Origin of the sequence: Thalassospira povalilytica, from assembly GCF_002844235.1 — a bacterium.
In the GTDB taxonomy this organism is placed as follows: Bacteria; Pseudomonadota; Alphaproteobacteria; order Rhodospirillales; family Thalassospiraceae; genus Thalassospira; species Thalassospira povalilytica.
Window position 1 is genome coordinate 189,939 of sequence record NZ_PGTS01000005.1, and the last position, 23,641, is coordinate 213,579.

General features: G+C 56.3%; 20 protein-coding genes. 16 read left to right on the plus strand and 4 right to left on the minus strand.

Annotated elements, in window-relative coordinates; translation table 11 throughout:
- The first annotated feature begins 77 nt into the window (after positions 1-77).
- From CU041_RS14585 to CU041_RS14600, 4 genes are all read left to right on the plus strand, one after another.
- Positions 78-2,858 carry an ATP-dependent DNA helicase gene (locus CU041_RS14585; protein WP_101247595.1) on the plus strand — a complete coding sequence of 927 codons (2,781 nt, stop codon included), beginning with the start codon at positions 78-80 and terminating at the stop codon, positions 2,856-2,858.
- 100 nt (positions 2,859-2,958) lie between these two features.
- On the plus strand, positions 2,959-4,287 hold the full coding sequence (locus CU041_RS14590) for a glycosyltransferase (protein WP_101247475.1): 1,329 nt from the start codon (positions 2,959-2,961) through the stop codon (positions 4,285-4,287).
- Between the two features lie 103 nt (positions 4,288-4,390).
- The gene (locus CU041_RS14595) at positions 4,391-4,810 is read left to right on the plus strand and encodes a DUF2946 family protein (protein ID WP_101247476.1); all 420 of its coding nucleotides are present in this window, start codon (positions 4,391-4,393) and stop codon (positions 4,808-4,810) included.
- A gap of 127 nt (positions 4,811-4,937) precedes the next feature.
- Positions 4,938-6,320 (plus strand): PepSY-associated TM helix domain-containing protein, encoded by a 1,383-nt coding sequence (locus CU041_RS14600; protein WP_101247477.1) that lies wholly within the window; start codon positions 4,938-4,940, stop codon positions 6,318-6,320.
- A 59-nt stretch (positions 6,321-6,379) separates the two neighbouring features.
- Here CU041_RS14600 and CU041_RS14605 read toward each other — a convergent pair whose 3' ends face one another.
- A complete protein-coding gene (locus tag CU041_RS14605) occupies positions 6,380-8,302 on the minus strand; it encodes a heavy metal translocating P-type ATPase (protein WP_101247596.1) in 1,923 nt (640 codons plus the stop codon).
- 112 nt (positions 8,303-8,414) lie between these two features.
- Positions 8,415-8,984 (minus strand): HdeD family acid-resistance protein, encoded by a 570-nt coding sequence (locus CU041_RS14610; RefSeq protein ID WP_068517590.1) that lies wholly within the window; start codon positions 8,982-8,984, stop codon positions 8,415-8,417.
- 388 nt (positions 8,985-9,372) lie between these two features.
- Between CU041_RS14610 and CU041_RS14620 the strand changes: the two genes are divergently transcribed.
- Positions 9,373-9,819 carry a DUF2946 family protein gene (locus tag CU041_RS14620; RefSeq protein ID WP_068517587.1) on the plus strand — a complete coding sequence of 149 codons (447 nt, stop codon included), beginning with the start codon at positions 9,373-9,375 and terminating at the stop codon, positions 9,817-9,819.
- Positions 9,820-10,008: 189 nt separating this feature from the next.
- A complete protein-coding gene (locus CU041_RS14625; RefSeq protein WP_101247479.1) occupies positions 10,009-10,653 on the plus strand; it encodes a Crp/Fnr family transcriptional regulator in 645 nt (214 codons plus the stop codon).
- Between the two features lie 152 nt (positions 10,654-10,805).
- On the opposite strand, the gene CU041_RS14630 is transcribed toward CU041_RS14625, so the two are convergent.
- Complete coding sequence (locus CU041_RS14630; protein ID WP_231856672.1) at positions 10,806-13,943, minus strand: sensor domain-containing protein; 3,138 nt, start codon at positions 13,941-13,943, stop codon at positions 10,806-10,808.
- A gap of 364 nt (positions 13,944-14,307) precedes the next feature.
- Here CU041_RS14630 and CU041_RS14635 point away from each other — a divergent pair, with 364 nt between their 5' ends.
- The 3 genes from CU041_RS14635 to CU041_RS14645 all read left to right on the plus strand — a co-directional run bounded on the left by CU041_RS14635 (position 14,308) and on the right by CU041_RS14645 (position 16,194).
- Complete coding sequence (locus CU041_RS14635; RefSeq protein WP_082817709.1) at positions 14,308-14,721, plus strand: tellurite resistance TerB family protein; 414 nt, start codon at positions 14,308-14,310, stop codon at positions 14,719-14,721.
- A 245-nt stretch (positions 14,722-14,966) separates the two neighbouring features.
- Positions 14,967-15,941: an NAD(P)-dependent oxidoreductase gene (locus CU041_RS14640; protein WP_101247480.1), complete on the plus strand. Its 975-nt coding sequence runs from the start codon at positions 14,967-14,969 to the stop codon at positions 15,939-15,941.
- Entirely contained in the window at positions 15,928-16,194 is a 267-nt protein-coding gene (locus CU041_RS14645; RefSeq protein WP_101247481.1) for a GDCCVxC domain-containing (seleno)protein, read from the plus strand. The genes CU041_RS14640 and CU041_RS14645 overlap by 14 nt, the downstream gene beginning before the upstream one ends.
- Positions 16,195-16,222: 28 nt before the next feature.
- Here the strand turns inward: CU041_RS14645 and CU041_RS14650 are convergent, their stop codons facing one another.
- A complete protein-coding gene (locus tag CU041_RS14650) occupies positions 16,223-16,759 on the minus strand; it encodes an SAM-dependent methyltransferase (RefSeq protein WP_101247482.1) in 537 nt (178 codons plus the stop codon).
- A gap of 96 nt (positions 16,760-16,855) precedes the next feature.
- Here CU041_RS14650 and CU041_RS14655 point away from each other — a divergent pair, with 96 nt between their 5' ends.
- The 7 genes from CU041_RS14655 to CU041_RS14685 all read left to right on the plus strand — a co-directional run bounded on the left by CU041_RS14655 (position 16,856) and on the right by CU041_RS14685 (position 23,614).
- The gene (locus tag CU041_RS14655) at positions 16,856-17,074 is read left to right on the plus strand and encodes a SlyX family protein (RefSeq protein ID WP_068517582.1); all 219 of its coding nucleotides are present in this window, start codon (positions 16,856-16,858) and stop codon (positions 17,072-17,074) included.
- A gap of 77 nt (positions 17,075-17,151) precedes the next feature.
- Positions 17,152-18,318 (plus strand): DUF3095 domain-containing protein, encoded by a 1,167-nt coding sequence (locus tag CU041_RS14660; RefSeq protein WP_101247483.1) that lies wholly within the window; start codon positions 17,152-17,154, stop codon positions 18,316-18,318.
- A 102-nt stretch (positions 18,319-18,420) separates the two neighbouring features.
- Positions 18,421-19,368 carry a LysR family transcriptional regulator gene (locus tag CU041_RS14665; RefSeq protein WP_101247484.1) on the plus strand — a complete coding sequence of 316 codons (948 nt, stop codon included), beginning with the start codon at positions 18,421-18,423 and terminating at the stop codon, positions 19,366-19,368.
- A 78-nt stretch (positions 19,369-19,446) separates the two neighbouring features.
- Positions 19,447-20,712: an MFS transporter gene (locus CU041_RS14670; protein WP_233433121.1), complete on the plus strand. Its 1,266-nt coding sequence runs from the start codon at positions 19,447-19,449 to the stop codon at positions 20,710-20,712.
- Positions 20,713-20,811: 99 nt separating this feature from the next.
- Positions 20,812-21,291, plus strand: a complete 480-nt coding sequence (gene greB / locus CU041_RS14675; RefSeq protein WP_068517575.1) for a transcription elongation factor GreB — start codon at positions 20,812-20,814, stop codon at positions 21,289-21,291.
- A gap of 340 nt (positions 21,292-21,631) precedes the next feature.
- Positions 21,632-22,195, plus strand: a complete 564-nt coding sequence (locus tag CU041_RS14680) for a cupin domain-containing protein (RefSeq protein WP_197460770.1) — start codon at positions 21,632-21,634, stop codon at positions 22,193-22,195.
- Positions 22,196-22,441: 246 nt separating this feature from the next.
- Positions 22,442-23,614, plus strand: a complete 1,173-nt coding sequence (locus CU041_RS14685) for a branched-chain amino acid ABC transporter substrate-binding protein (protein ID WP_068517573.1) — start codon at positions 22,442-22,444, stop codon at positions 23,612-23,614.
- Positions 23,615-23,641: the final 27 nt, after the last annotated feature.

Here is a 23,641-nt window from a genome sequence, read left to right on the forward strand (position 1 = left end):
AGTCAAGCTCGATAAATTCCAAGATAGGTCAATTTCCCCGGTAGCGCCACTGCACGTGCGCCCTTATAGTGCCCCAAATGTTCGATGATCGTTCCGAAGAAGCCCAGCCGCGTTTCATGCCGCCCAATGCACCTGTCATGGTCGTTGGATTGCGCCATGCTGTGTTTCTGTCACCCGATGGCGAGATCGAGGAACTGCCGCACGGGGCGGCGGCCAAGCGGGCACGCGCAACGCGGCCCATTCTGGTCCATACCCCGGCCTGTGCGCGGCGTTTGAAAATTGATCCGTTTGCAGCGCATGATTTGCTTGAACTGTTTGCCTTTGTGCGTCCGGCACAGTTTTGCGTACCGACCCCGCGCGGCATTGCGCTTGCCACCGGGCAAAAACCGGCCGATGACCTGATCGGTCAGGCCGAGGCCCTTGCAGAAGCCATGAAACGCCTTTTGCAGGAACTTGCCACCCTTCATCGTAACAAGCGCGGCCCGGCCCTATCCATCGCGTGGCCGATGGCGCGTGGTCATTGGCCGTGGGGTGTTTCGGTTCTGGCCGCCCTTGGCGCGGATGGGGATGGCCCGCATCGCTATGCGGTGTATGAAGGGCTTAAGGTCTGGAAAAAGCTCGGCGAATGGGCCGAACATGCCCCGCCGCCACCGCCCGCCAATTATCCGGTTGATCCCAAGGATGCCCGCAAGCGCCTGAAAGAACTTCTGGGCGAAGGAGCCGAAGAACGCCCGCAACAGGCCGATTATGCATCGTCTGTCTGTTCGGCCTTTGGCCCGCGCCTGCATGATGGTGCCCCCAATATCGTTCTGGCCGAGGCCGGAACAGGCACCGGCAAGACGCTTGGCTATGTCGCACCGGCATCGCTTTGGGCTCAGAAAAATGACGGGGCGGTATGGATTTCGACCTATACCCGTAACCTACAACGTCAGATCGATCAGGAACTTGATCGCCTCTATGACGACCCCAATGACAAGCGCCTTAAGGCCGTGGTGCGTAAAGGTCGGGAAAACTATTTCTGTCTTTTGAACTTCGAAGAAGCCCAAAGGCCGCTGGCCCAGCAACCCCATCAGGCCACCCCGCTTGGCCTGATTGCCAGATGGGCATCGACCACGCGCGATGGCGATATGGTCGGCGGGGATTTTCCGGCCTGGCTGACCGAACTTCTGGGCAATCGCTTTACCGGGGCACTGGCCGATCAGCGCGGCGAATGCATCTATGCCGCCTGCCCGCATTATTCGAAATGCTTTATCGAAAAGACCGTGCGTCGCGCCCGTTCCGCTGAAATCGTGGTCGCCAACCATGCCCTCGTCATGGTGCAGGCGGCCCTTGGCGGGCTTGATGACAGCTCCATGCCGACGCGATACGTCTTTGACGAAGGCCATCATCTGTTTGATGCAGCGGATAAGGCATTTTCATCCCACCTGACCGGGCAGGAAGGACAGGAATTGCGCCGCTGGCTGCTGGGGGCCGAGCAAAAGGGATCATCGCGCGCGCGTGGTCTTAAGCAGCGGCTTGAAACCCTGATCCATGATCGCGATGAATTGCGCGATGCGGTCAATGCGGTCATCGTTGCGGCCCAATGCCTTCCCGAACAGGGATGGCTTGGCCGTATTCACGACGGATCGCAACATGCCAAAGGCCCGGCAGAAGTATTTCTGGCCCATGTGCGTGCACAGGTGATGGCACGGTCCGCCGATGGGGATCGTGGCTATTCGATTGAAACCGATTGCAAACCGGCCTTGAACGAAGTCCTGGCCAGTGCGGCCGACCTTGACCGTGCGCTTGAAGCCATGGAAAAGCCGGCCAGATCGCTGATCAAGATCATCGCCCATATGCTTGATGAAAAGGCCGACGAACTTGACAGTGCCGAACGCCAGCGCCTTGATGCCGCGATCCGATCCCTTGAACGCCGTGCAATCATGCAGGTCGCGGCATGGCGTGAAATGCTGGCATCCCTGGTCGAAGAAACGCCGCCAACCTTTGTCGACTGGTTTGCGATTGAACGCCAGTTTGGCCGGGATTTTGATGTCGGCATGCATCGTCATTATCTTGACCCGACATTGCCGCTGACATCGGCACTGGCCCCCACCGCGCATGGCATGGTGGTGACATCGGCCACCCTTCGCGATGGCACCGGGGACGAAGATTTTGACTGGGCCGTGGCTGAAGACCGCACCGGGGCATCGCACATGCCGCTTCCGGCCATCCGGGCGGCGATGAAAAGCCCCTATAATTACCGCGAACAGACCCGCGTTTTCATCGTCAATGATCTGGGCCGCGATAACCCGGACCATATTGCCGCGGCCTATCGCGAACTGTTTCTGGCCTCCGGCGGTGGCGCACTTGGCCTGTTTACCGCGATTTCACGCTTGCGCGCGATTTACGAACGGTTGACCGGGCCGATGGATGATGCCGGCCTGCAATTGCTGGCCCAGCATATTGACGGCATGGATGTTTCGACCCTGATTGATATTTTCAGGGTTGAACGCGATGCCTGCCTGCTGGGGACCGATGCGGTGCGTGACGGGGTCGATGTTCCGGGCGACAGCCTCCGTCTGATCGTGTTTGACCGCGTGCCATGGCCGCGCCCCGATATCCTGCATCGTGCGCGCAAATCGGCCTTCCACGGCGCACGCTATGACGACATGCTTACACGCCTGCGCATGAAGCAGGCCTTTGGCCGCCTTGTCCGCCGTGCCGAAGATCGCGGTGTGTTTGTCCTTCTTGATAACCGCATGCCATCACGGCTTCTGGGCGCCTTCCCCGAAGATGTCGAAGTCCAGCGTGTTGGCCTGCGCGAGGCGATTGAACAGACCCGTCTTTTCCTTGGCAATGTGCAGAACAGCGAAAACTGATCATCCGTCCGACCGCCTTTTCACTGCCGGAATTGCGCATTAAAGTCTGTCAGGCTTCTGATCCGTGAACCGCTTTTGCGAACGGCAAAAAGGATAGATCATGCATGTCATGCTGATGACCTATGGGACACGCGGTGATGTGCAGCCCTTTGTCGCCCTTGGCCGTGGTCTCATCGAAAACGGGCATCGGGTCACACTTGCCGCCCCTGAACGCTTTGCCGGTTTTGTTACGGGTCACGATCTTGAATTCGCGGCCCTTGGCGATGCGCTGATCGCGCTTATGGATGATCCGCACTTTGGCCGGGCGTCCGATCCCAAAGCATCATGGTTGCAAAAACTGATTTCTCTGTTTGCGATTGGCAGAAAGGCGCGCGGACTTCAGGACGGGCTGATCGATGATATTTTCCGCGCAATTGATCAGAACAAACCCGACGTCATTGTGTTTCATCCCAAGACCTTTGGCGCATTTCCGATTGCCAATCATTTCGGCATTCCGGTGGTCATGGCGCAACTGATCCCGTGCTTTATCCCGACCGGCGATTATCCCCATATGGGCGTCCCCGATACTGGTCTGCGAAACCGGTTCGCACGATGCTATAACCGTCTGACCGGCAAGCTTGTTTACAGGTTGTTGAACGCAACATTGCGTCGGCAATTTTGTCGCTGGGCGGCCCGACGCAAGAACGGCATTGATGGCAGGTCTTTGGACATCGTGAAATCATGCCAGTCCGGTGGCCTCCGGATCACTCATGCCTTTGGCAACGCCGTGATCCCGCGCCCGTCCGACTGGCCGGAACATGCCAGTGTCACGGGGTACTGGTTTCTCGATACAGATCCGCAAACCGGCATTCCCGATCGCGCGTTGCAAGACTTTGTCGAACGCCACAAGAACCTGATTTATATCGGGTTTGGATCGATGCATGGCAATGATCCGACCGCAATGGCACAGATGATTTCAAATGCCGTTGCACAAACCGGCAAATCCGATCTGGCAGCCATTGTCGCAACCGGCTGGGGTGGCATGGATAACATTGACTGGCCATCCAATATCCTTGCGGTGCGCGAGGTCCCCCACGACTGGCTGTTTCCCAAGGTCAAAATCGTTCTTCATCACGGCGGCGCTGGCACCTGTGCGGCGGCCCTTCGCGCCGGACGCCCGTCAATCATCATTCCGTTTTTTGGCGATCAACCATTCTGGGCCAAACGCCTTTGGACGCTGGGCGTTGCACCAAAGCCGATAAAGCCGGCAAAACTCGATGCCGCAATTCTGGCAGATCGGATCAAGACCGTTCTTCAAACGCCGTCCTATCGCACCAATGCCCAACATCTCGCGGGCAGGATTGCTGCCCAAGACGGGATCAACACAGCAATTGCCGAAATCACCCGTGCGGTCGAAGAAACCGACCACACCCGGACTGCAAGCCTTTGACAGCAGCGCCCAAACCCCATAAACAGCATCATGGTCAAACCGTGATGGAACGCGATACGTGCGACGCTGCTGGCATATCAGCCTGATCTGCAGACAGTGCCTTTTGGCGCTGGTCAGCGTCCTGTTCCTGGCCAATACCATCATGTTCGGCTTCATGCATATTCCGATGGCCAAGGCCAACGGGGCGTCGCTGGCATCCATGATGGATGGCGTGGTCCGCATTCCGATTGTGATCTGTACCGGCTCCACCTTCAAAACCATTCTGGTCCGTGCCGACGGCCTGCCAGATGAACCGGCCCAAAATGCCGATACGCCAGATGGTTATGAATGCGCGCTGTGTGGTTTGGGCAATTATGCCTTTGGCATGCCCGTCGCACCGGAATTACCCAAGCTTGCCGTGATCGAGCTTAGCAACGCCGTTACCGCCCTTCATATCACCGCGACAATGCATGGCTTTTGCGCCATTGCCCCGTCACCGCGTGCCCCGCCTGCTGTTTCCTGTCCTGTGACCAAGCACGTCTGAGAAAACGCACCCGATCGGACCAGATCCATCGGTCCTGGCGTTTTCCGGTCTGCTTTTCCTGAAATTCAAGTGCCTTTGCCGGGTCGACAAAGTTTCGACCGGGAATGCACGCATCTGGACAAGAAACATGACCAACAATTCCCGATCCCCTGAAAATCAGGGGAATACAAGCCTCTATCGCGCTGTCTGGCGCTGGCATTTCTATGCCGGTCTTTTGATCCTGCCCTTCATGATCCTGATGGCGGTCACCGGCGCGGCCTATATTTATCGCGATGAAATTGACGACTGGTATCACGCCGATCTTAAATTTGTTGAGGCATCCGGCAATGCCGTCCTTCCAATCAGTTCACAGATCGACGCGGCCCTTCTTCCCGTTCCGGGCACCCCGGTTAAGGTTCTTCCGCCCGCCGATCCGACGCGCAGCACCGAGATCGTCATTGCCGCCGATGCTGGCGGACGTCAGGCGGTCTATATTGATCCCTATCGCGGGGATGTGCTTGGCCATATGCCGGATCGCACCACATTGATGTGGGTGGTTCGACGTATCCACAGTCTGGCCGAATTCGGCACCATCCCGAACTATGTGATTGAAATTGCATCGGGCTGGGCCATCCTGCTTGTGCTGACCGGCACCTATTTGTGGTGGCCGCGTGGTGATCAGAAAGGCGGTGTTGTCACACTGCGCGACACGCCCAAACGTCGGCGCTGGTGGCGTGATGCCCATGCGGTGACCGGCATTTTCATCGGCATTTTCATCATCTTCATGGCCGCAACCGGCATGTTCTGGTCGGTATTCTGGGGCAAATATGCCAACGAATTTGCCAATGGCACGCCCAATGGCTACCCATCCGGGGTGCGGGTTGACGTGCCGCTTTCGACCATCCCCATGATCGAGGCCTTTGGCGAAACCAGCTGGACCAATGAAAACATCCCGCTGCCGCAATCGGTTGATGGCGGGATTGGACAAACCGCAAATCCGGGCCCGATTGGCATTGATCGTGCGATGTCGATTTTTAACGAAATGGGCCTGACACCGGGCTATGCCATCTCGCTCCCGCGCGGGGAAACCGGCGTTTATTCCGCTTCGATCTATCCTGATGATCTGTCCCTGCAACGGGTCATTCACCTTGATCAATATTCCGGGCGGCCACTGATCGACATGGGATATGACGATTATGGGCCGTTTGGAAAAATCATGGAATTTGGCATCAATGTCCATCTGGGACAGGAATTTGGTATCGCCAACCAGATCCTGTTGCTGGTGATCTGTGCCCTGATCATTTTCATGTCTGTATCTGCGGGCGTAATGTGGTGGAAACGCCGCCCCGTTGGTGCCCTTGGCGTCCCGCCGATGCCGCGTGATACCCGCAACCTCACGGTCGTGACCGCGATCCTTGCCATTGGCGGGATCATCTATCCGATGGTCGGCGCATCAATGATTGTGATCTGGCTGCTTGATTACCTGTTCGTTGTCCGTCCGCAACGCAAAATGCGTGCTGCTCGGGCCTGATCGGAAATTCGGAAATAATGGTGCAGCCCGGGTCACACTCGGGCTGCGCATCGACATCATCAAAACCTGGTTTCCTCGACAATATCCGCATCAATATCGTGCCGGATCGCCAGCCTTAGCGCATTAAGGATCGCGATCACGTCAATGCCTTCCTGCAACAGCGCACCGGCGACCGGGGTGATGTGGCCTGCGGCGGCAAAGCCCATGGCAAGGATGGATAAAACCATACCGCCAATCACGCTTTGCAAAAGGATGCGGCGCATTGCCATGCTGATGTGAAGAAGCTCGTCGACGGTCACAAGTGATGCTTCGGGGATGACCGCCCCGGCCGCATCGGCGGTCACCGCACTTTCCTTGCCAAAGGCAATGCCGACCGTGGCGACCGCCAATGCCGGGGCGTCATTGATGCCATCGCCCATGAATAGGGTCGGAGCCTTGGCAGCCTCGGCCCGGACGATGGCGACTTTCTGTTCCGGACTTTGCGAGGCAAGGCTGTCGCGGATGCCAAGAAGGTCGGAAAGATAGCTGACCTCGCTTTCGCGATCGCCCGACAGCAGCATGACTTTTTTGAAATGATGGATCGCGCCCAGGTGCCCGACGAAATTTTCGCCCTCGGCCCGAGGGGTATCGCGGAAACGGAAAGTCGCGCCATATTGCCCGTCAATCAGCACCACGCATTCCAGCCCCGCCGCCGTTTCCGGCAGAAGGGCCGCGATTTTCGGATCGGATTTCACCAGCTTGTTGCGATGGGTCACCACCACATCATGGCCGTCGACCTGCCCGCTTAGACCCTGTCCGGGTTTTTCGGATGCGTGGGAGACTTCATCAAGCGGCAAATTGCGAAGCCGGGCTTCTTTGAGAACCGCCGATGCCAGCGGATGCTTGGAATAACGTTCAAGCCCGGCCGTCAAACGCAACACCAGATCGGCATCAAAATCCGGCCCCGCCAAAACATCGACCAGTTCGGGTCGGCCATAGGTCAGGGTGCCAGTCTTGTCAAAAATCGCGGTCTGACAGGTCGGCAATCGTTCCAGCACGGTCGGGTCGCGAATGACAATGCCCCGCCGTGCTGCAATCGAAATCGCACTCATCACCGTGATCGGAATGGCAATCAGAAGCGGACAGGGTGTCGCCACCACGAGGACCGCCAGAAACCGCGATGAATCCCCGCTCAAATACCCGACAATAATGGCAAACAACAAAGCCGCCGGGGCAAACCACGCCCCGATCTGATCGCCAAGGCGGCGGATATGCGGGCGTTTTTGTTCGGCCTCGGCCATGACATTCATGATCTGGGCATAACGGGAATCACGTGCGCGTTTTTCCGCCCGGATGATCAGGACCGCCTCGCCATTGATCGCACCTGAAAGGACTGCCGTTCCCGGTGCCTTTGACACGACATAGGGTTCCCCCGTCAGATAGCTTTCATCCATCGTGCCATGCCCGTCGACAACCGTGCCATCGACCGGGGCGGTTTCATGGGGAAAGACCGCAATCAGGTCATTGATTGCGATATCATCAAGGGCAATGTCGGCAATATCGCCATCGGCATTCTTGCGATGTGCGACACTGGGCATGCGACGTGCCAGCGCATTCAGGGCCGAGGATGCCTTGCGCATGGCAAAGCTTTCAAGAACCTGCCCGCCGGTCAGCATCAGAATGATCAGACTGGCCGCCAGATATTCATCCAGCACAATGCCCGTGACAAAGGAAATCGCGGCCAGAAAATCCGCCCCCATTTCCCGTCTGAGCAACTTGATGGCAAGCTGCCCAAGGATCGGCAAGCCGCCCAATACAAACAGGATAAAAAGTGGAATGTCGGCCGTTCGATATGCCCCGATCTGCTCGGGTGCGCCCCACATCAGGACAAAATGCCCCGCCATGGCAATCAGCGTCACCGCCAGAATGGCCCGGTTCAGCGCGGGCGCAGACAGGGCGTCATCAATCCGCACAAGAACCCTGTCAATCGCGTGATCCGTCATGCCGCCTCCGAACATCATTACATTATCATGGCGTAAAATGAATGATAACGCCAGCGTTCAGGAAACAGCAAAAAGGCGGTCAGAGACGGATCAAAGACCGATCAAATCCCGGTCAGACGCGCGCGACCTTGCCCATTGCCATCGACACCATCAAATAGCTGAAGCCCGAAGACAACAGATTGATGCCCAAAAGCAATCCGATCGCCCAGGTGGCCGAACTTGGCAATTCGGCAAAGATCAGGATACCGGCAAGAATGGCGATCGCGCCTGAAAACAGCATCCATTTCCAGCCGGGAAACTGTTGCAGCCACATCCCCATGACAAGCTCGAACAAGCCATGCAGGATAAAGCCGATCGCCAGCAACACGGTAAGCGTCACAATCCCGCCAAGCGGCAGGAACGCCAGCCACACACCGATCACGCCAAATACAAGCCCCTGAATGATATCAACACCGCGGCGCGTCGGGGTATCTGCATTCCAGGCCCCGTAAAAGTGGCCAAGTGCGCCGATGATAAACAGCCAGCCAATGATCGTCTTGAACGCAATCGTGGTCGCAAACGGAAACGCCACCGCAAGGATCCCCAGCACCAGCATGACCACGCCAATATTGCGAAGCCGCTTGCGGCCCTTGTCAAGAAGTCCGCGCATTTCCGGGGTGCCGTCATTTACGATCTGGGTCATTGGCTTGCTCCTGCCTGACTGCGGTTTGTATCAACAGCTTCAACTCAAAATAGTTCATTTTGTTCCGACTGAATACAAAAGTTTATGAATTGCAATATGTTGGGAAGCTGTGATTGGCGGTGTTCCCAACCAAAACCGGGGTGAAAAACCGGCCCTGAAACCGCCCCGGCAAGGTCTTGAAACCCGGCCTTTGGCGAAAAAATTTCACCCCCGTTTTGCGCCGTCTGATGGTCATGCGGATGCACAGGCTACGGGTGGCCTGCCATTGCGGGCCTTTCTGGAAGTATTATAAAGAAATAGTGATAACTGGTTCACAAATGCAGGCTTTGACAGGCCGGTTTCAAAGGTCTATTGAAAATCCGTATCTTTCCAATCTGGATAGAAAGCCGTGAGAACCACCCGAAACACCATACCGGTCGTTCGACGCACACTGTCACTCTTTGTCGGGTGGCTGTTGCTGGTGAATGCCCTGATGTTCGGGTTCATGCATGCGCCTGTCGCCCTTGCATCGGTTCCAAGCGGCATTGAAACTTCCGATGTGACCTATGTGCCGTTGATCATCTGTACGGCAAACGGCATCAAAACCATTTCGGTTCCCGCCGAGATCGCCAAGGATGGCGGCACATCGCCGCACAGCTCGGACGCTTATGAAGGCTTTCAGTGCGCCAGTTGCGGCCTTGGCAATCATGCCGTGGGCATGCCCGTCGAACCGGAACTTCCGCAAGTTCACCGCATCCGGCTGTCAAATCAGGTTACGGCCCTTCATATTACGGCCCGCCTGCATGATTTCTGCCCGATTGCGGCATCACCGCGCGCCCCGCCCGCTTTGATCTGATTTTGTTTCGGCTGCGTTGGGCGGTTTTGCGCCACTGATGTATCCAGACGCCCGGAATCCGTGCCTGAAACAGTTGTCCTTGCCCATCCAATCGGGCCATCCCGGATGCCATGCCGGGTCAAAAGACTGGTGTCGATACGCGACCCCGCACTTGCCGCGTATCCTGATTTTGCCAATGGGGGACAACCCATGAACAAACAAGACGCCTTTGAACTGCTTGAAAAACTGGCGGAACCGGCAGCTCTTAATCTGCCCGCAGATGCCAGCATCGGCCACCATGCCGAAGATCAGACCTATATCTATCTTCTGGCAAGCGGCCTTGCACTTCGGTGCAAATATACAGAAGACGGCGAAAGACAGGTCTGCCGGGTTTATCGCCCAGGTGACTTTATCGGGCTTGAAATGCTGGCAGTCAGTGATCCGTCACTGGTGATCGAAACCATTGCGCCATCGATCATCAAACGCCTGCCGATCCAGCGGGTGCAAGCCGCCCAGCAAAAGGATCGGCATATACAGGCCGCGGTCATGTCACTGCTTGCGACCGAAGTCATGGACGCCCAGCAGCTTAAAATAAGCTTCGGCACCGGATCGGCGATGCGGCGCATCTGCCGGTTCCTGCTTTGGGCGTCGCACAAGGATCAGGTTGCCCTGCCCAACCGCGAAAAGCTTGGCAATATCATTGCGACCACGACCGAAACGGCCAGTCGCATGATCGCCAATCTCAAACGTGAAGGGGCCATTTCCAAAAGCCCGGCCTTGCCGACCGTCATGCAGATCAATCGTGACAAACTCTGCAAGGGGGCGGGCGAAGCCCCGCAACAGTCTGCGGCCTGAACCGCCTGCCGGAAACACTGGCCTAAAATGCCGATCCGGGCGATTCAGGCCGATCCGGTCAAACCAAAAGGTGCATGGCATTGTGTCATGCACCTTTTTCATGGTTTTTCGGGAAATGGCCCGCGGCACTATTGGCTTGGCAGGCTAACGGGCTAGTGGGCGGTATTGCCATGACCGCTAAGCGGGAAGTGGGTCGGCGCGATTTTGTTGGCCTTGAGCAACGCTTCCATATCGGTTGCCGAAACCGGCTTGCTGAAATAGAAGCCCTGAACTTCGTCGACACCCTCGGACGCAATATGTTCAAGCTGGGTTTCGGTTTCGATGCCTTCGACATTGACCGCCATGCCAAATGACCGCGCCAGGAACACCACCGCACGCACAATCGCGGCATTGCCGTCTGAGCTGTCGATATCAATGATAAAGGACCGGTCGATCTTGATCTTGTCGACCGGGAACCGTTTCAGATAGGCCAGCGACGAATAGCCGGTACCGAAATCATCAATCGCGATCCGGATGCCCTGATTACGCAAAATGCCAAGGGTAATGGCGGCTTCGCGCGGGTTATCCATCACCGCACCTTCGGTGACTTCGAATTGCAGCTGGCGCGGATTAAGCCCCGACCGCGACAGAACTTCGCCGACACTTTCGATCAGATCTTCATGACGGGCCAGTTCAAGCGGCGACAGATTGACCGAAATCGTCAAGTCGCCATATCCGTCATCGCGCCAGGCGCGGGTCTGTTCACATGCACGGGTCAAAACCCATTTGCCGATATCGCCGATAATGCCCATGCGTTCGGCCACCGGAATGAAATCGACCGGACTGACCGGCCCGCGCGACGGGCTGAACCAGCGTACAAGTGCCTCCATCCCGATGATGCGATGCCCGCCCATATCAATGATCGGCTGATAGAACAGTTCAAGTTCATCATTTTCGATCGCATGGCTCAGATCGCGTTCCATCGCCTTGCGTTCCTGGACTTCGACCTGCAATTTCGGTTCAAAGAAATGATACCGGTTGCGGCCTTCGGCCTTGGAGCAATAAAGCGCCAGATCGGCATTGCGCAAAAGGTCCTTTTCGTCGCGACCATCTTGCGGATACATGCAAATCCCGACCGATGTCGATGCCTGCACCTCGTTGCCATCAAGCATGAAGCGTTCGGAAACCCGTTCAATCAGACGCTGGGCGACAAAGGTAACTTCCTCGACCGAACCCGGTTCATGGATAAGAACCGCAAATTCGTCACCACCAAGCCGGGCCACCACATCCTCGTTGCGCAGACAGACGCGCATGCGCTCCCCCACCCCCTGTAAGAGTAGGTCGCCGATAGGATGACCAAGCGTGTCGTTGATATCCTTGAAGTTATCAAGATCGAACATCATCAGCACAAAATTGCGCCGTTCGCGTTTGGACCGTTCGACCGCCGCGGCAAGGCGTTCCTGGAACAGGGTGCGGTTGGGAAGCCCCGTCAACCCATCATGATGGGCCAAAAACTGAATGCGGGCTTCGCTGCGTTTGCGGTCGGTAATGTCAGTGATCGATCCTTCGATCAGGCTCGGCCGGCCCTTTTCATCGCGGACCAGACGGGCATTTTCCTCGACCCAGATGATCTTGCCATCCGTGCGGCGCAGTTCGGTTTCAAAACCGTGGATCGCGCCATCGCGCATCAACCGCCCCGTCAGGCGCAGCCGGCTGACCGGATTAAGGTAATGATGCTGAAGTTCCTCACCCTGGGCCATCAATTCATCAACGGATTCATATCCCAGGATCGACACAAAGGCCGGGTTGGCCGACAGGACCGGGCCAAGTGGCCGGCTTTGATAAAGACCTTCGGCAGAGTTTTCGAAAATCCCGCGGAATTTTTCCTCGGCATGACGCAACGCGCGTTCAACCGCAAGCTTTTCGGTCACGTCCTGCCCGATACAGATCACACCGGCAACATCACCATCCTCGCCGAAATGCGCACGCGCATTCCACTGCAACAGGCGGATTTCCCCGTCGCGCCGTTTGAACGAAAACACTTCATCCTTGATGATTTCACCCGATAACAGGCGGCGCACAGCCATGCGCACCCGCGCACGGTCGCTTTCGATCAACAGAAAATCAAAGAAGTTCTGACCGGCGGCCTCCATCCAGGAATAGCCAAAGGTCCATTCACATTCGCGGTTATATTCAAGAATGCGTCCTTCGGAATCCAAAAACAGGATCACGCTGCCCGCGGTCTGAACCAGCGCACGATAGCGTTCCTGACGACGACGCAGATCATATTCCGCCTGCCGACTTTTGGTGATGTCGGTAATTGTGACGCTATATCCCAGAAGCCCGCCGCCCTCGCCGCGGATTTCGGTTGCGTTGAAGCGCACCCAGATCTGACTGCCGTCCGAGCGGCGCATTTCAATATCGCGGGCCTGAACACCGATGCCGTTCGCCAGATCACGGCGCAACTGGATGCGGTCGCTGTCCTGGGCATAGAAGGATTCCGGACGGCGCAAATAGGCCTGCATGACCTCGCGCACGGAATCATAATTAAACAGGCTCGCGGTTTCTTCGTTCACACTGGTAATGGTGCCATCGGCACTCAGTTCAATGATCCCGTGAACCGCATGTTCGAGTGCACGGCGATAGCTTTCCTCGCGGGTGCGTTCCTGTCCGAACAGAACCACGAAATCGGCCCCGAACAACGGCATGCATTGCCATTGGAAGAAACGCTGTCCGTAATGGACCGTGCGCGAATTTTCCGCATCAAATTGCGGTCCGTCATGATCGACAAGGGCGCGCTGATCGCTGGGATGGGCCAAGGCAAACGGGGTGACAAACCCCATTTCAAGCGCAACCTGTTCGGCCGCACTGTTGGCACAGCGCAACGCACCGCCACGTTCGAAAATCAAAACCGGTTGCGGCGATATCAGGCTGCCCATGCCCGAAGACACATCATCATCCATCACCAGCAAACGGATATAATCCTGTCCGCCCACGGTCAATTTCCAGCCAAACAGAACCCTGTCGGTGCCTTTGACCTCTGATGTGCGGCTGTGATAACCGCCTTTTTCAAGGATTTCGTCTGCCAGATCGGGCAACAGTTGCGCCAGGCAGCCAAGATCATCGATCTTGTGCCATTCGGACTCTTCCAGGGCCTTGTCGAACCAGGGAATCCATAACGAATTGACAAGAAGTCGCTTGCGGACAGGATCAAACAATCCAGCCGGCATACGCAGGTGGCTGATCAATGCCGCCAATGTGTCGACGGAATTGATTGCTTTGATGTCTCCCATATCCGCTTTAATCGTCATATTCGTTATCGCTGCGAGACCATAACTGCTACCCCATGCACTGCAAAGGCAATTTTTCCCCAAAGAGAGCAGGCAGCCATTTTATTTCGCTATTATTTTGATCCGACGTGTTTTTTTTATTTTGCCCGAGACACGTGCGTCATTCGACGCATTTTTAACCCCCGCGTGACCGGCGCAAACAGATTGCGCCAGATTTTCCTACGCAATCATTAAAATCCAAAAAATTTAATTGCTTAACTGTTGCCCGTAAATTGTTATCAGCTTACCATTTGAACGCCTAATGGTTGTCACAGTTTGGCGGTATCCCCGTCAAATGTCCGCAGAGACGCGTTTCTGACACCCATATTGGAAAGGAGTAACCAACGTGATTTCGCATCAGGACGCCTTGATCTACACAATGGTTATGGTTTCGGCCGCCGATAACGACATTACCGATGCCGAACTTTCTGCGATGGGACGCCGGGTGCGTTACCTTCCGATTTTTGCCGGGTTTGACAATGACGGGGTGACCACGGTTGCCCGCGATTGCGCAAGTCTGCTTGGCGAAGAAGACGGGATGGACCGTGCCCTGACGATGATTCGCGACGCCCTGCCGCGCAAATTGCGCGAGACCGCCTATGTCTTTGCCTGCGAAATTGTTTTATCTGACGGTGAAATCAGCCAGGAAGAATTGCGTATCCTTGAACTCCTGCGTCACCGGCTTGATATCGATCGGCTTGTGGGTGCGGCAATCGAACGGGCCATGGCCGCCCGCTATGTCCGCCCCGGCGATTTTTAAGTCCGACCCGGCACACCAGACTGTATGCTCACTGTTATGCTCAATGTATGGTCCGGATCGTCCGGCTCTGCCGACCGTAACCGTCCCGCACGGGACAATACAAAACACAACATTATAAATCAGCATTACCTGAAAGAACGAGGCCCCGTCTGATTGAAGTTGTGGCATAACAAGCGCATTTCGGGCATGGTCCCCTTGAAATCGCAGCTTTCATCCATGCCGCAATGTGATATGGCCTTGCCAACATGTTTTGCCGCACATGTGCCCGTCAGGCGCAGGTGCGGTTGCGTATCGACGTAACTGTTTTCGCCCACCGCCAAAAAGGGACTGCTGTCATGACTGCTCTTTCCGGGGAAAAGATTGCCTTTATCGGACTTGGACTGATGGGGCGCCCGATGGCGCTGAACCTTGAAAAGGCGGGTGCCCACCTGACGGTCAATACCCGCAATCCCGAAACGCTCAATGCCTTTGAAGATCTTGGTATTGCAACGGCCGGCACACCGGCCGATGCCGTGTCCGATGCCGATATCGTCATCATCTGTGTTGCCAACACCCCGGCCCTTGAAAACGTCCTTCTGGGCGAAGACGGGGTCATTGACGGCATGGAAGAAGGCACAATCGTCATCGATATGGGCACCACGGCAGTTGATGCGACACGCCGGTTTGCCGATGCGGTCGAAGATGCCGGTGGCAAATGGATCGACGCCCCGGTATCGGGCGGAACCCATGGTGCGGAAAACGGCACATTGTCGATCATGGTCGGTGCTGATCCCGAAGATTTCGAACGCGCCCACCGCGTCTTTGAAGTTCTGGGCGCCCGCGTGACCCATGTTGGCGATGTCACATCGGGTCAGATCGCCAAGGCCGCCAACCAGATGATTGTCGGCATTACCATCGGCGCTGTTGCCGAAGCCTTTTCCATGGCTGATGAAGCCGGTGTCGATCTTGGCAAGCTGCGCTCGGCATTGACCGGGGGCTTTGCTGATTCTGCGATCTTGCAGAAACATGGCGAACGCATGATCGAACGCAATTTCGAACCGGGCGGCAAGGTCGTTACCCAGCGCAAAGACCTGTATCAGGCGCTTGATTTCTCCGAAGGCGAGCTTGGCCTTGAATTGCCGATCACCCGTCTGGTGATGGAACTGTATGACGAAGTCATCGCCATGGGGGACGGTGACCTGGATCATTCGGCCCTGATCAAAGTCTATGAAGAAGACTGACGAAAACCGCATCGAACTGACATCGGTACTGACCTGTCCGGAATGCGGTCATGTCAGTACCGAAACCATGCCGACCGACGCCTGCCAGTATTTCTATGACTGCACGGGATGCGGTGCGGTTTTGCGCCCGCTTCCGGGGGATTGCTGTGTGTATTGCTCATACGGCACCGTCCCCTGCCCGCCGGTACAGCTGCATGGCAAACATGCCGATTGCTGCGCCCCGACCCCGTCGGCTGTTCCACAGCACGACTAGGCTGTCGCACGATTTTCCCCAACGATAATCAGGCCGGTTTATGTTTGCCGAACCGATACAGGTAAAGGCGATCGGTGCTGGTTTTCATCGGCACTTCGCCAAACGCCTGCCATCCGGGAATGGCAAAGCCGCGCGATATGACAATCGCCCCGTCACGCAGGCGCTGCGAACAGACATCGGCGACATCGCTCATCACACGCGGATCAATAAAACACACCACAACATCCCCGGGATCACGATCAAGTTTGCGAAAATCGCCACGGATAAAACGCAGGTTCGGCTTGCCCGCCAGAACCGCGCGCATCCGGCTGATCGCATAGGGAACGGGCGAAAGTTCAATCCCGGTGACCGAAATATCGGGACGGGCCCGCGCAATCGCGATCGCCAGATCCCCCCAGCCCGATCCGAAATCGGTCACCGACCGGATATCTGCGGGGATATAGGCGATAATTTCATCAGCCGCAGAACGCAAAGTCGGCATCGGCACCGATTGCAGGCGAACCGAATAGATCGCAATCAGCGCCAGAATGATCACAACAAAAACAAGTACCGATAAATCCGTCATATATCCGCGAAATATGTTACTGTCCGCCATAGGTTCCGACCCAGGTTCAATCACAGTCCTGCCATATGGCGGCATCCAAATCCAGAAGATACAAGCATGCATAACGACGATACGGAAAACCGCATCACCGAACTTGAAACCCAGCTCGCCCACATGGATTCCGTGGTAAGCGACCTTTCTGACATGATCAAATCCCAGTGGGACCGCATCGATCTTCTCGAACGTCAGAACAAACTGATGTCTTCTGATATTAAGCGCATGATCGATTTTCTGCGTACAGCCCCCGAAGACGACGCCCCGCCGCCCCATTATTAAGGACGGGCTTCGTATCGCGCGATCTTTTGGCTGTGCCCTGATTGATCGCGCCCCGCCACCGAGTTTGCGAGAAAGACGTGACCAGCCCCAACGCCAACCCTTATCTCGACATTCCCGTCTTTGACGACTTTGCCAAGGTTCTTGACGGGTCTGTCTATCGGTCCATTCCCGATGACTGGTGGGTTGGCACATCCGATATAGTCGGATCGACCGGGGCCATTGCCGCGGGCCGGTTCAAGGATGTCAATATGGTCGGGGCATCGGTGATCTGTGCGGTTGGCAATGCCCTGGGCCATTCCGATTATCCGTTCATGTTTGGCGGCGATGGCGCAAGTTTTGCCTGTGCGCCCGACCGCATTGATGCGGTCCGTGACGCAATGGCGGCAACCGCAACATGGGCGCGTGAAACCCTTGGCTTTGAGTTGCGCATCGCGCTTGTGCCGATTGCCGATATCCGCGCGACCGGCCGCGATGTGCGGGTGGCACGCTTTGCCGTTTCACCGCCGGTATCCTATGCCATGTTCAATGGTCGCGGCCTCAGATGGGCCGAAGACCAGATGAAATCAGGCCATAACATGATCCCGCCAGCCCCGGCGGGCACACGGCCCGATCTGTCGGGTCTGTCCTGTCGCTGGTCACCGATCCGCGCAACCGGCAGCGACCATATCCTGTCGATCATTGTTCATCCCGCCGATGACCGCGCCCGGTTTGATCATGTTGTCACGGGTCTTTTTGACATTCTCGATGACAGCCCGCGCAAAAGCAGCCCGATCCCGGCGCGTGGTCCCGACTTTTCCTTTCCTCCCAAGGGCCTGAAACTCGAAGCCCTGGCGACCCAGCATAAGGAAGGCGGCTATATCAAGGCCTGGCTCAAGGCACTTTATATTTCGCTGATTGCGCTGGTTCTGATGAAAACCGGCTGGAAACTGGGGGATTTTGACCCCAAACGCTATCGCGATTTTACCGGCTACAACACCGATTTTCGCAAGTTCGGGGATGGTCTTTGGATGACCGTCAATTGCACGGTACAGCGTAGCGAAGAAATCGATGCCTTTTTGCGGGCTGCCGAAGATCGCGGTGATATCCGCTTTGGCCTTCATCGTCAGCGCACTGCAATCATGACCTGTATCGTGCCGTCCATCACCAATGATGCCCATTTCCATTTTCTGGATGGCGGCGAAGGCGGTTATACTGCCGCCGCATCGGCCTATAAGGCCAAAATTCCCAATGCCGACCCTGCATAACATGCATGAAATGCATCAATCATTTCGAACCAATAGATTGATTGCATCGCGATAAAAAATCCATGACACTGTCGCGACCCTTGGCAGCTGTGGATATGGATCATGGATACCCGCGAACTCGAAGCATTGATTGCTGTTGCCGATGCCCAATCCTTTCACGGGGCGGCAAACCGGCTGGGCCTGACCCAGCCTGCGGTGACCCGGCGTATTCAACGCCTTGAAGAACGCATCGGCACATCGCTGTTTGACCGTTCGACCAAGCCGCTGCAACCCACCCCGGCCGGTCATCGTGCCCTGACCGAGGCGCGCGATCTGTTGCGCAGGCTCGACGGGTTCAGTGATTCCGTTACCGGCATGGCGCGCTGTCATGGTCCGTTCCGCCTGGGCGTCAGTCACGGTGCCGCCCCGCTGCTTGCCGCCCGCGAATTGCGCGATCTTCATCAGGCATTCCCCGACATGTCGCTGACGATCAAAAGCGGCTGGTCAGCCGAACTTCTGCCGCTTTTGCGCCGGGGTGAAATCGATGCCATGCTGTCGCTTGATGGGCCGCACGGCATTGTCGGCGGTGTTCAAAGCCGCGACCTTCCGGCAAGCTTGCTGCCGGAAACCCTGCTTGATGATCATATCGTTGCCATCGGCCCGAAATCGGCGCGTCAGCACCCGACCACCATCGCCGAACTTGCCAGACACCCGATGGTGCTGATGCCCGAAGGTTGCACTTTTCGCGCCCTTGGGAATGCCTGGGCCCACAAGAACGGGGTCGAATTCAATTCCGTTCTGGAAGTATCGGCACTTGAACTGCAAATCGAAATGGTCGCCGCCGGGGCCGGTTATGGCATCATGGCACGGCGTTTTTGCATGCACAGTCCCGCCCATGACCGCATCCGCATTCTTGACATTCCCGGCATGAACTGGGGCATGGCAATCACGCTGATTAGGCGGGCCTCCAGCGGGGATCTTAACGACATTATCGACAAGGTTGGTGAAATCGTCATTCGGGCCGGCGAGATGTCCAACCTCGATCATGCACGAATGTTATCAGCATTATGAACCGAATGAATTGGACGCATTGACGATCCGCCGCCACAATCGCCACCAACTTGCAATCTGCCTTTCGGAGGACACCTGATGAGCCCCACCCAAAGCCCGCAAAACAGTCCGGGACGCATGACCATCATGCGCGCGACCAAATGGTTCCCGTGGCTGGTTCTGCTTTGCGGCTGCCTTGTTCTGTCGCTGAACCTTGGCGTGCGACAGTCGCTTGGCCTGTTCATTCCCGACATGCTCAATGATACCGGCTGGAATGCTGCCACCTTTGGTCTGGCCTTTGCCATCCAGAACCTGATGTGGGGGATTTCGGCCCCGATCGCCGGGGCGCTGGCCGACCGGTTCGGCACCACGCGTACCCTGATTGGCGGATCAGTGTTATATGGTCTTGGCCTTTATATGATGGGCACGTCATCATCGCCCGGCGAATTGCACCTGACCGCGGGCTTCCTGATCGGGACCGGGGTTGGTGCCACCAGTTTCCCGGTGATCCTTGCTGCCATCAGCCGGGTATTCAGCCCGGAACGCCGAAGCTTCGCCCTTGGCCTGGCATCGGCCGGTGGTTCGGTTGGCCAGTTCATCATGGCCCCAACTGCACAGGCGCTTAACGGATCGCTTGGCTATGTCACGACCCTTGCCATTCTTGCCGCGATTTCAATGCTGATCGTTCCGGTCGCCTTTGCGCTGACCGGCAAGGCCGAAGGCAACAGCCCGACCGCGGCCCCCGATCTTGGCCCGCAAGGATTGGCCGCGGCTTTTCATGAGGCCCGCAAACATCGCGGCTTCCTGCTTTTGAATGCCGGGTTCTTTGTCTGCGGTTTCCATATTGCCGTGATCGCCACCCACCTTCCGACCTTTACCGAACTGTGCGGCTTGCCGCGTTCTGTCGCCGCCGAAGGTCTGGCACTGGTCGGGCTGTTTAACATCTTTGGCACCCTGACGGCCGGTTGGGCCGGTGGCAAATGGCGCAAGAAAAATGGCCTGTCGGTGATTTACGGCATGCGGGCCCTTGTGATTGTCGCCTTTATCTTTGCGCCCAAAACATCTGAAACCATCTTGCTGTTTTCGGCATCGATGGGGGCATTGTGGCTTTCGACCGTGCCGCTGACCAGTGGCCTGATCGCACAGGTTTTCGGCCCGCGCTATATGGCGACCCTGTTTGGCATCGTCATGCTGTCCCATCAGATCGGGGCGTTCTTTGGCGCGTGGATGGGCGGGATTGTCTATGACCTGACCGGCAATTTCGATGCGGTCTGGTGGGCATCGGTTGCGCTTGGCATCTTTGCGGCCCTTGTCCATATGCCGATTGATGACAAGGAATTGCGCAGCACGGCCAAAGCGGCCTGATCGCTGTCCGAATATCTGAAAACCGGGGCGATCTGTTTTGGCAGGTCGCCCCTTTTTTACGGTCTTTTCGTGTCAGGTTCTTTGGGGTAAAAGCCGGTCATGGACAGACCGATTTACATCACGCCCGAGGGCCTCGACGCCCTTAAATCCGAACTCGACCACCTTTGGAAAAAGGAACGGCCCGAAGTGGTTGCCGTTGTGCATTGGGCGGCGGGCAATGGCGATCGTTCGGAAAATGGCGATTACATCTATGGCAAAAAGCGCCTGCGCGAAATTGACCGCCGGGTGCGCTATTTGCGCAAACGGATCGAGGATGCGGTGGTTGTCCGCCCCGAAGAACAGCCCGATCATTCCCGTATTTTCTTTGGCGCGACGGTGACTTACGTCAATTCCCGTGACGAGGAAAAAACCATCCGCATCGTCGGCGAGGACGAGGCCGACAGCCTGAATGGCAAGATCAGCTGGATTTCCCCGGTCGCCCGCGCCCTGATGAAATCGGGTGTCGGCGATGTCGTAACGGTCCGCACCCCGGCTGGCGAGGACGAACTCGAAATCCTCGATATCCGCTATCCTGCCTGACCGGCAAGAATTCCTGCATCAATTGCCCGCAATCGGCACATGCAGGCCCATGTTCAGCCTCTAGCTTTTCTGGCAGCTTTTTCAGGCCGCTTTTCCCGGCATCTTTTTCTGGCAAAAGTTGCATATCTTTTGTCAGAAAAAGGCGTCATGAATGGACGTCAAATCGTTACTTTGGCGGACAGGACGAAACAATTTGTGCTGAGAAGTCTTGCGCAATCAATCAATTCGCGCCCATGATTGGGTCGTAAAACGCGGCGGATTGAAGATGGATTGCTTCCCCCGAAATACGTGATTTCTGACGAACTTTATCGACATTCAAGAAAACGGCCGGAAATTGAAAATGAGTGATTCTACGTTCCCGATTGGCATGAAACTGCGCCATGCACGCAAGCTCAAAGGAATGAGACTGTGCGATCTTGCCGATCAGGTCGAATGCTCCGAAGGCTTCCTGTCAAAACTTGAAAACGACAAGGTCAAACCGTCACTGCAACTGTTGCATCGCATTGTCGCGGTACTGGAAACATCCATCAGCGCCCTGTTCAGCGAAGCCAGTGACAGCATCGTTTCGCGTGCGGGAACAAGACAGGTGCTGCATACCAGCAACATCCGTCCGGGCGAAGGTGTCAGCCTTGAAACGCTGGTTTCCCCGTCATCGGGGCATCTGTTGTTTGGCACAATCCATATTGTCCGCGCCGGTGGCGGCAGTTCGGGCACCATCGTTCACGAAGGCGAAGAACTTGGCTATGTGCTCGAAGGTGAACTTGATCTGAATGTCGATGGCGTCGAATACCATCTGATGCCGGGCGACTCATTCTTCTTCCCGTCCAGAATGCCACATGGCTATCGCAATCCGACGGATAAGGAAACCCGGGTTCTCTGGGTCAACACCCCGCCGACCTTCTGATTTTTCAGGCCTAAGTAAAATTACTTGCGTATTAGGCAAGTGACTTGACCAATAGGAAAGACTTGGTCAGTATGCCCCCTGCTGGCTAACTCGCAAACCCACCGCACACAAGGTGGCCAGGTCAAAATGACCCAGGTTCGGGAAGAAACATAACTCTCGCATCGATGTGGCTGGCGAAACCTCGGAACCCTTTTCAAAGGGTCTTTCCGGGCTGTTTTCAAAAAAGCCAACAGGGGGCTTATCTTTATGAAATTTCTAAGCAAATCGGCTGTTTCTGCGATTGCATTCTCGATGGCGCTGACCGCTGGCGCGCATTTCGCCGACGCCAAAGACAAGGTAAAAGTTGCCTTTATCGGCCCGCTGACCGGCGGTGTTTCCGCAGTGGGTGTGGGTGGCCGTAACTCGGCAGAACTGGCAGTTCAGCTTCGCAATGCCGACCCGAATGCCAAATACGAGTACGAGCTGGTTGCAATGGATTCCGAATGCAAACCGAACGTTGGCGTTCAGGTCGCAACCAAGATTGCCGCAGACAGATCGATCATTGGCCTTGTCGGACATTATTGTTCGGCGGTCGCAATGGGCGCGGTTGATATCTATCACAAATTCAACCTGCCAATGTCGGTCTGGGGTGCGGTTCTGCCAGATGTCACCTATGGCAATGACTACAAGGAAATTCACCGTGTCAACGGCACGATGATCAACCAGAACGATGTTGCGGCAAAGTTCATGACGGAACAGGGTTACAAAACCTGGGTCATCATTCATGACACGACCGATTACGGCAAAGGCCACGACAAGTATTTTTCTGAATACCTCACCCAGAACGGTGGCGAAATCCTTGCTGATTTCGGTGTTCCGGCCGATCAGCAGGACTTTACCGCCGAACTGACCAAAGCCAAGCAGCTTAACCCGGATGTCATTTATTTCGGCGGTCTGACCCCGCTTGGCGTGCGCATCCGTGCCCAGATGGAAAAACTTGGCATCACTGCACAGTTCCAGGGCGTTTCGGGCATCAAGTCTGACTCCTTTATTGACGGTGTCGGTGCCGACCTGTCCGAAGGCGTGGTAAGCTTCCTCGAAGGTGCACCGGTCGACAAACTGCCAGGTGGCCAGTATTTCACCGAAAAATACAAGGCAGCCGGTTTTGCTGAGTCCGAAGAAGCCTATGGACCGTTTGCATTTGCGGCGATGAACCTGATCCTTGATGGTATCGAGGAAGTCGGCCCGAACCGCAAAAAACTGACCAAATACCTTGGTGACATCCATGGGTATGAGTCAATTGTCGGCGAAATCTCGTTCGACGATCACGGTCAGAACACCGTTGCGGCCATCACCAAATATGTCGTCCAGGACGGCAAATGGGTTGTCTGGGAAGACAGCGAATACGCAACAGGCAAGCGCAAGCTCGCAGGCAAATAAGCCGGTTGAAACGCTCCCTTCCCTGTC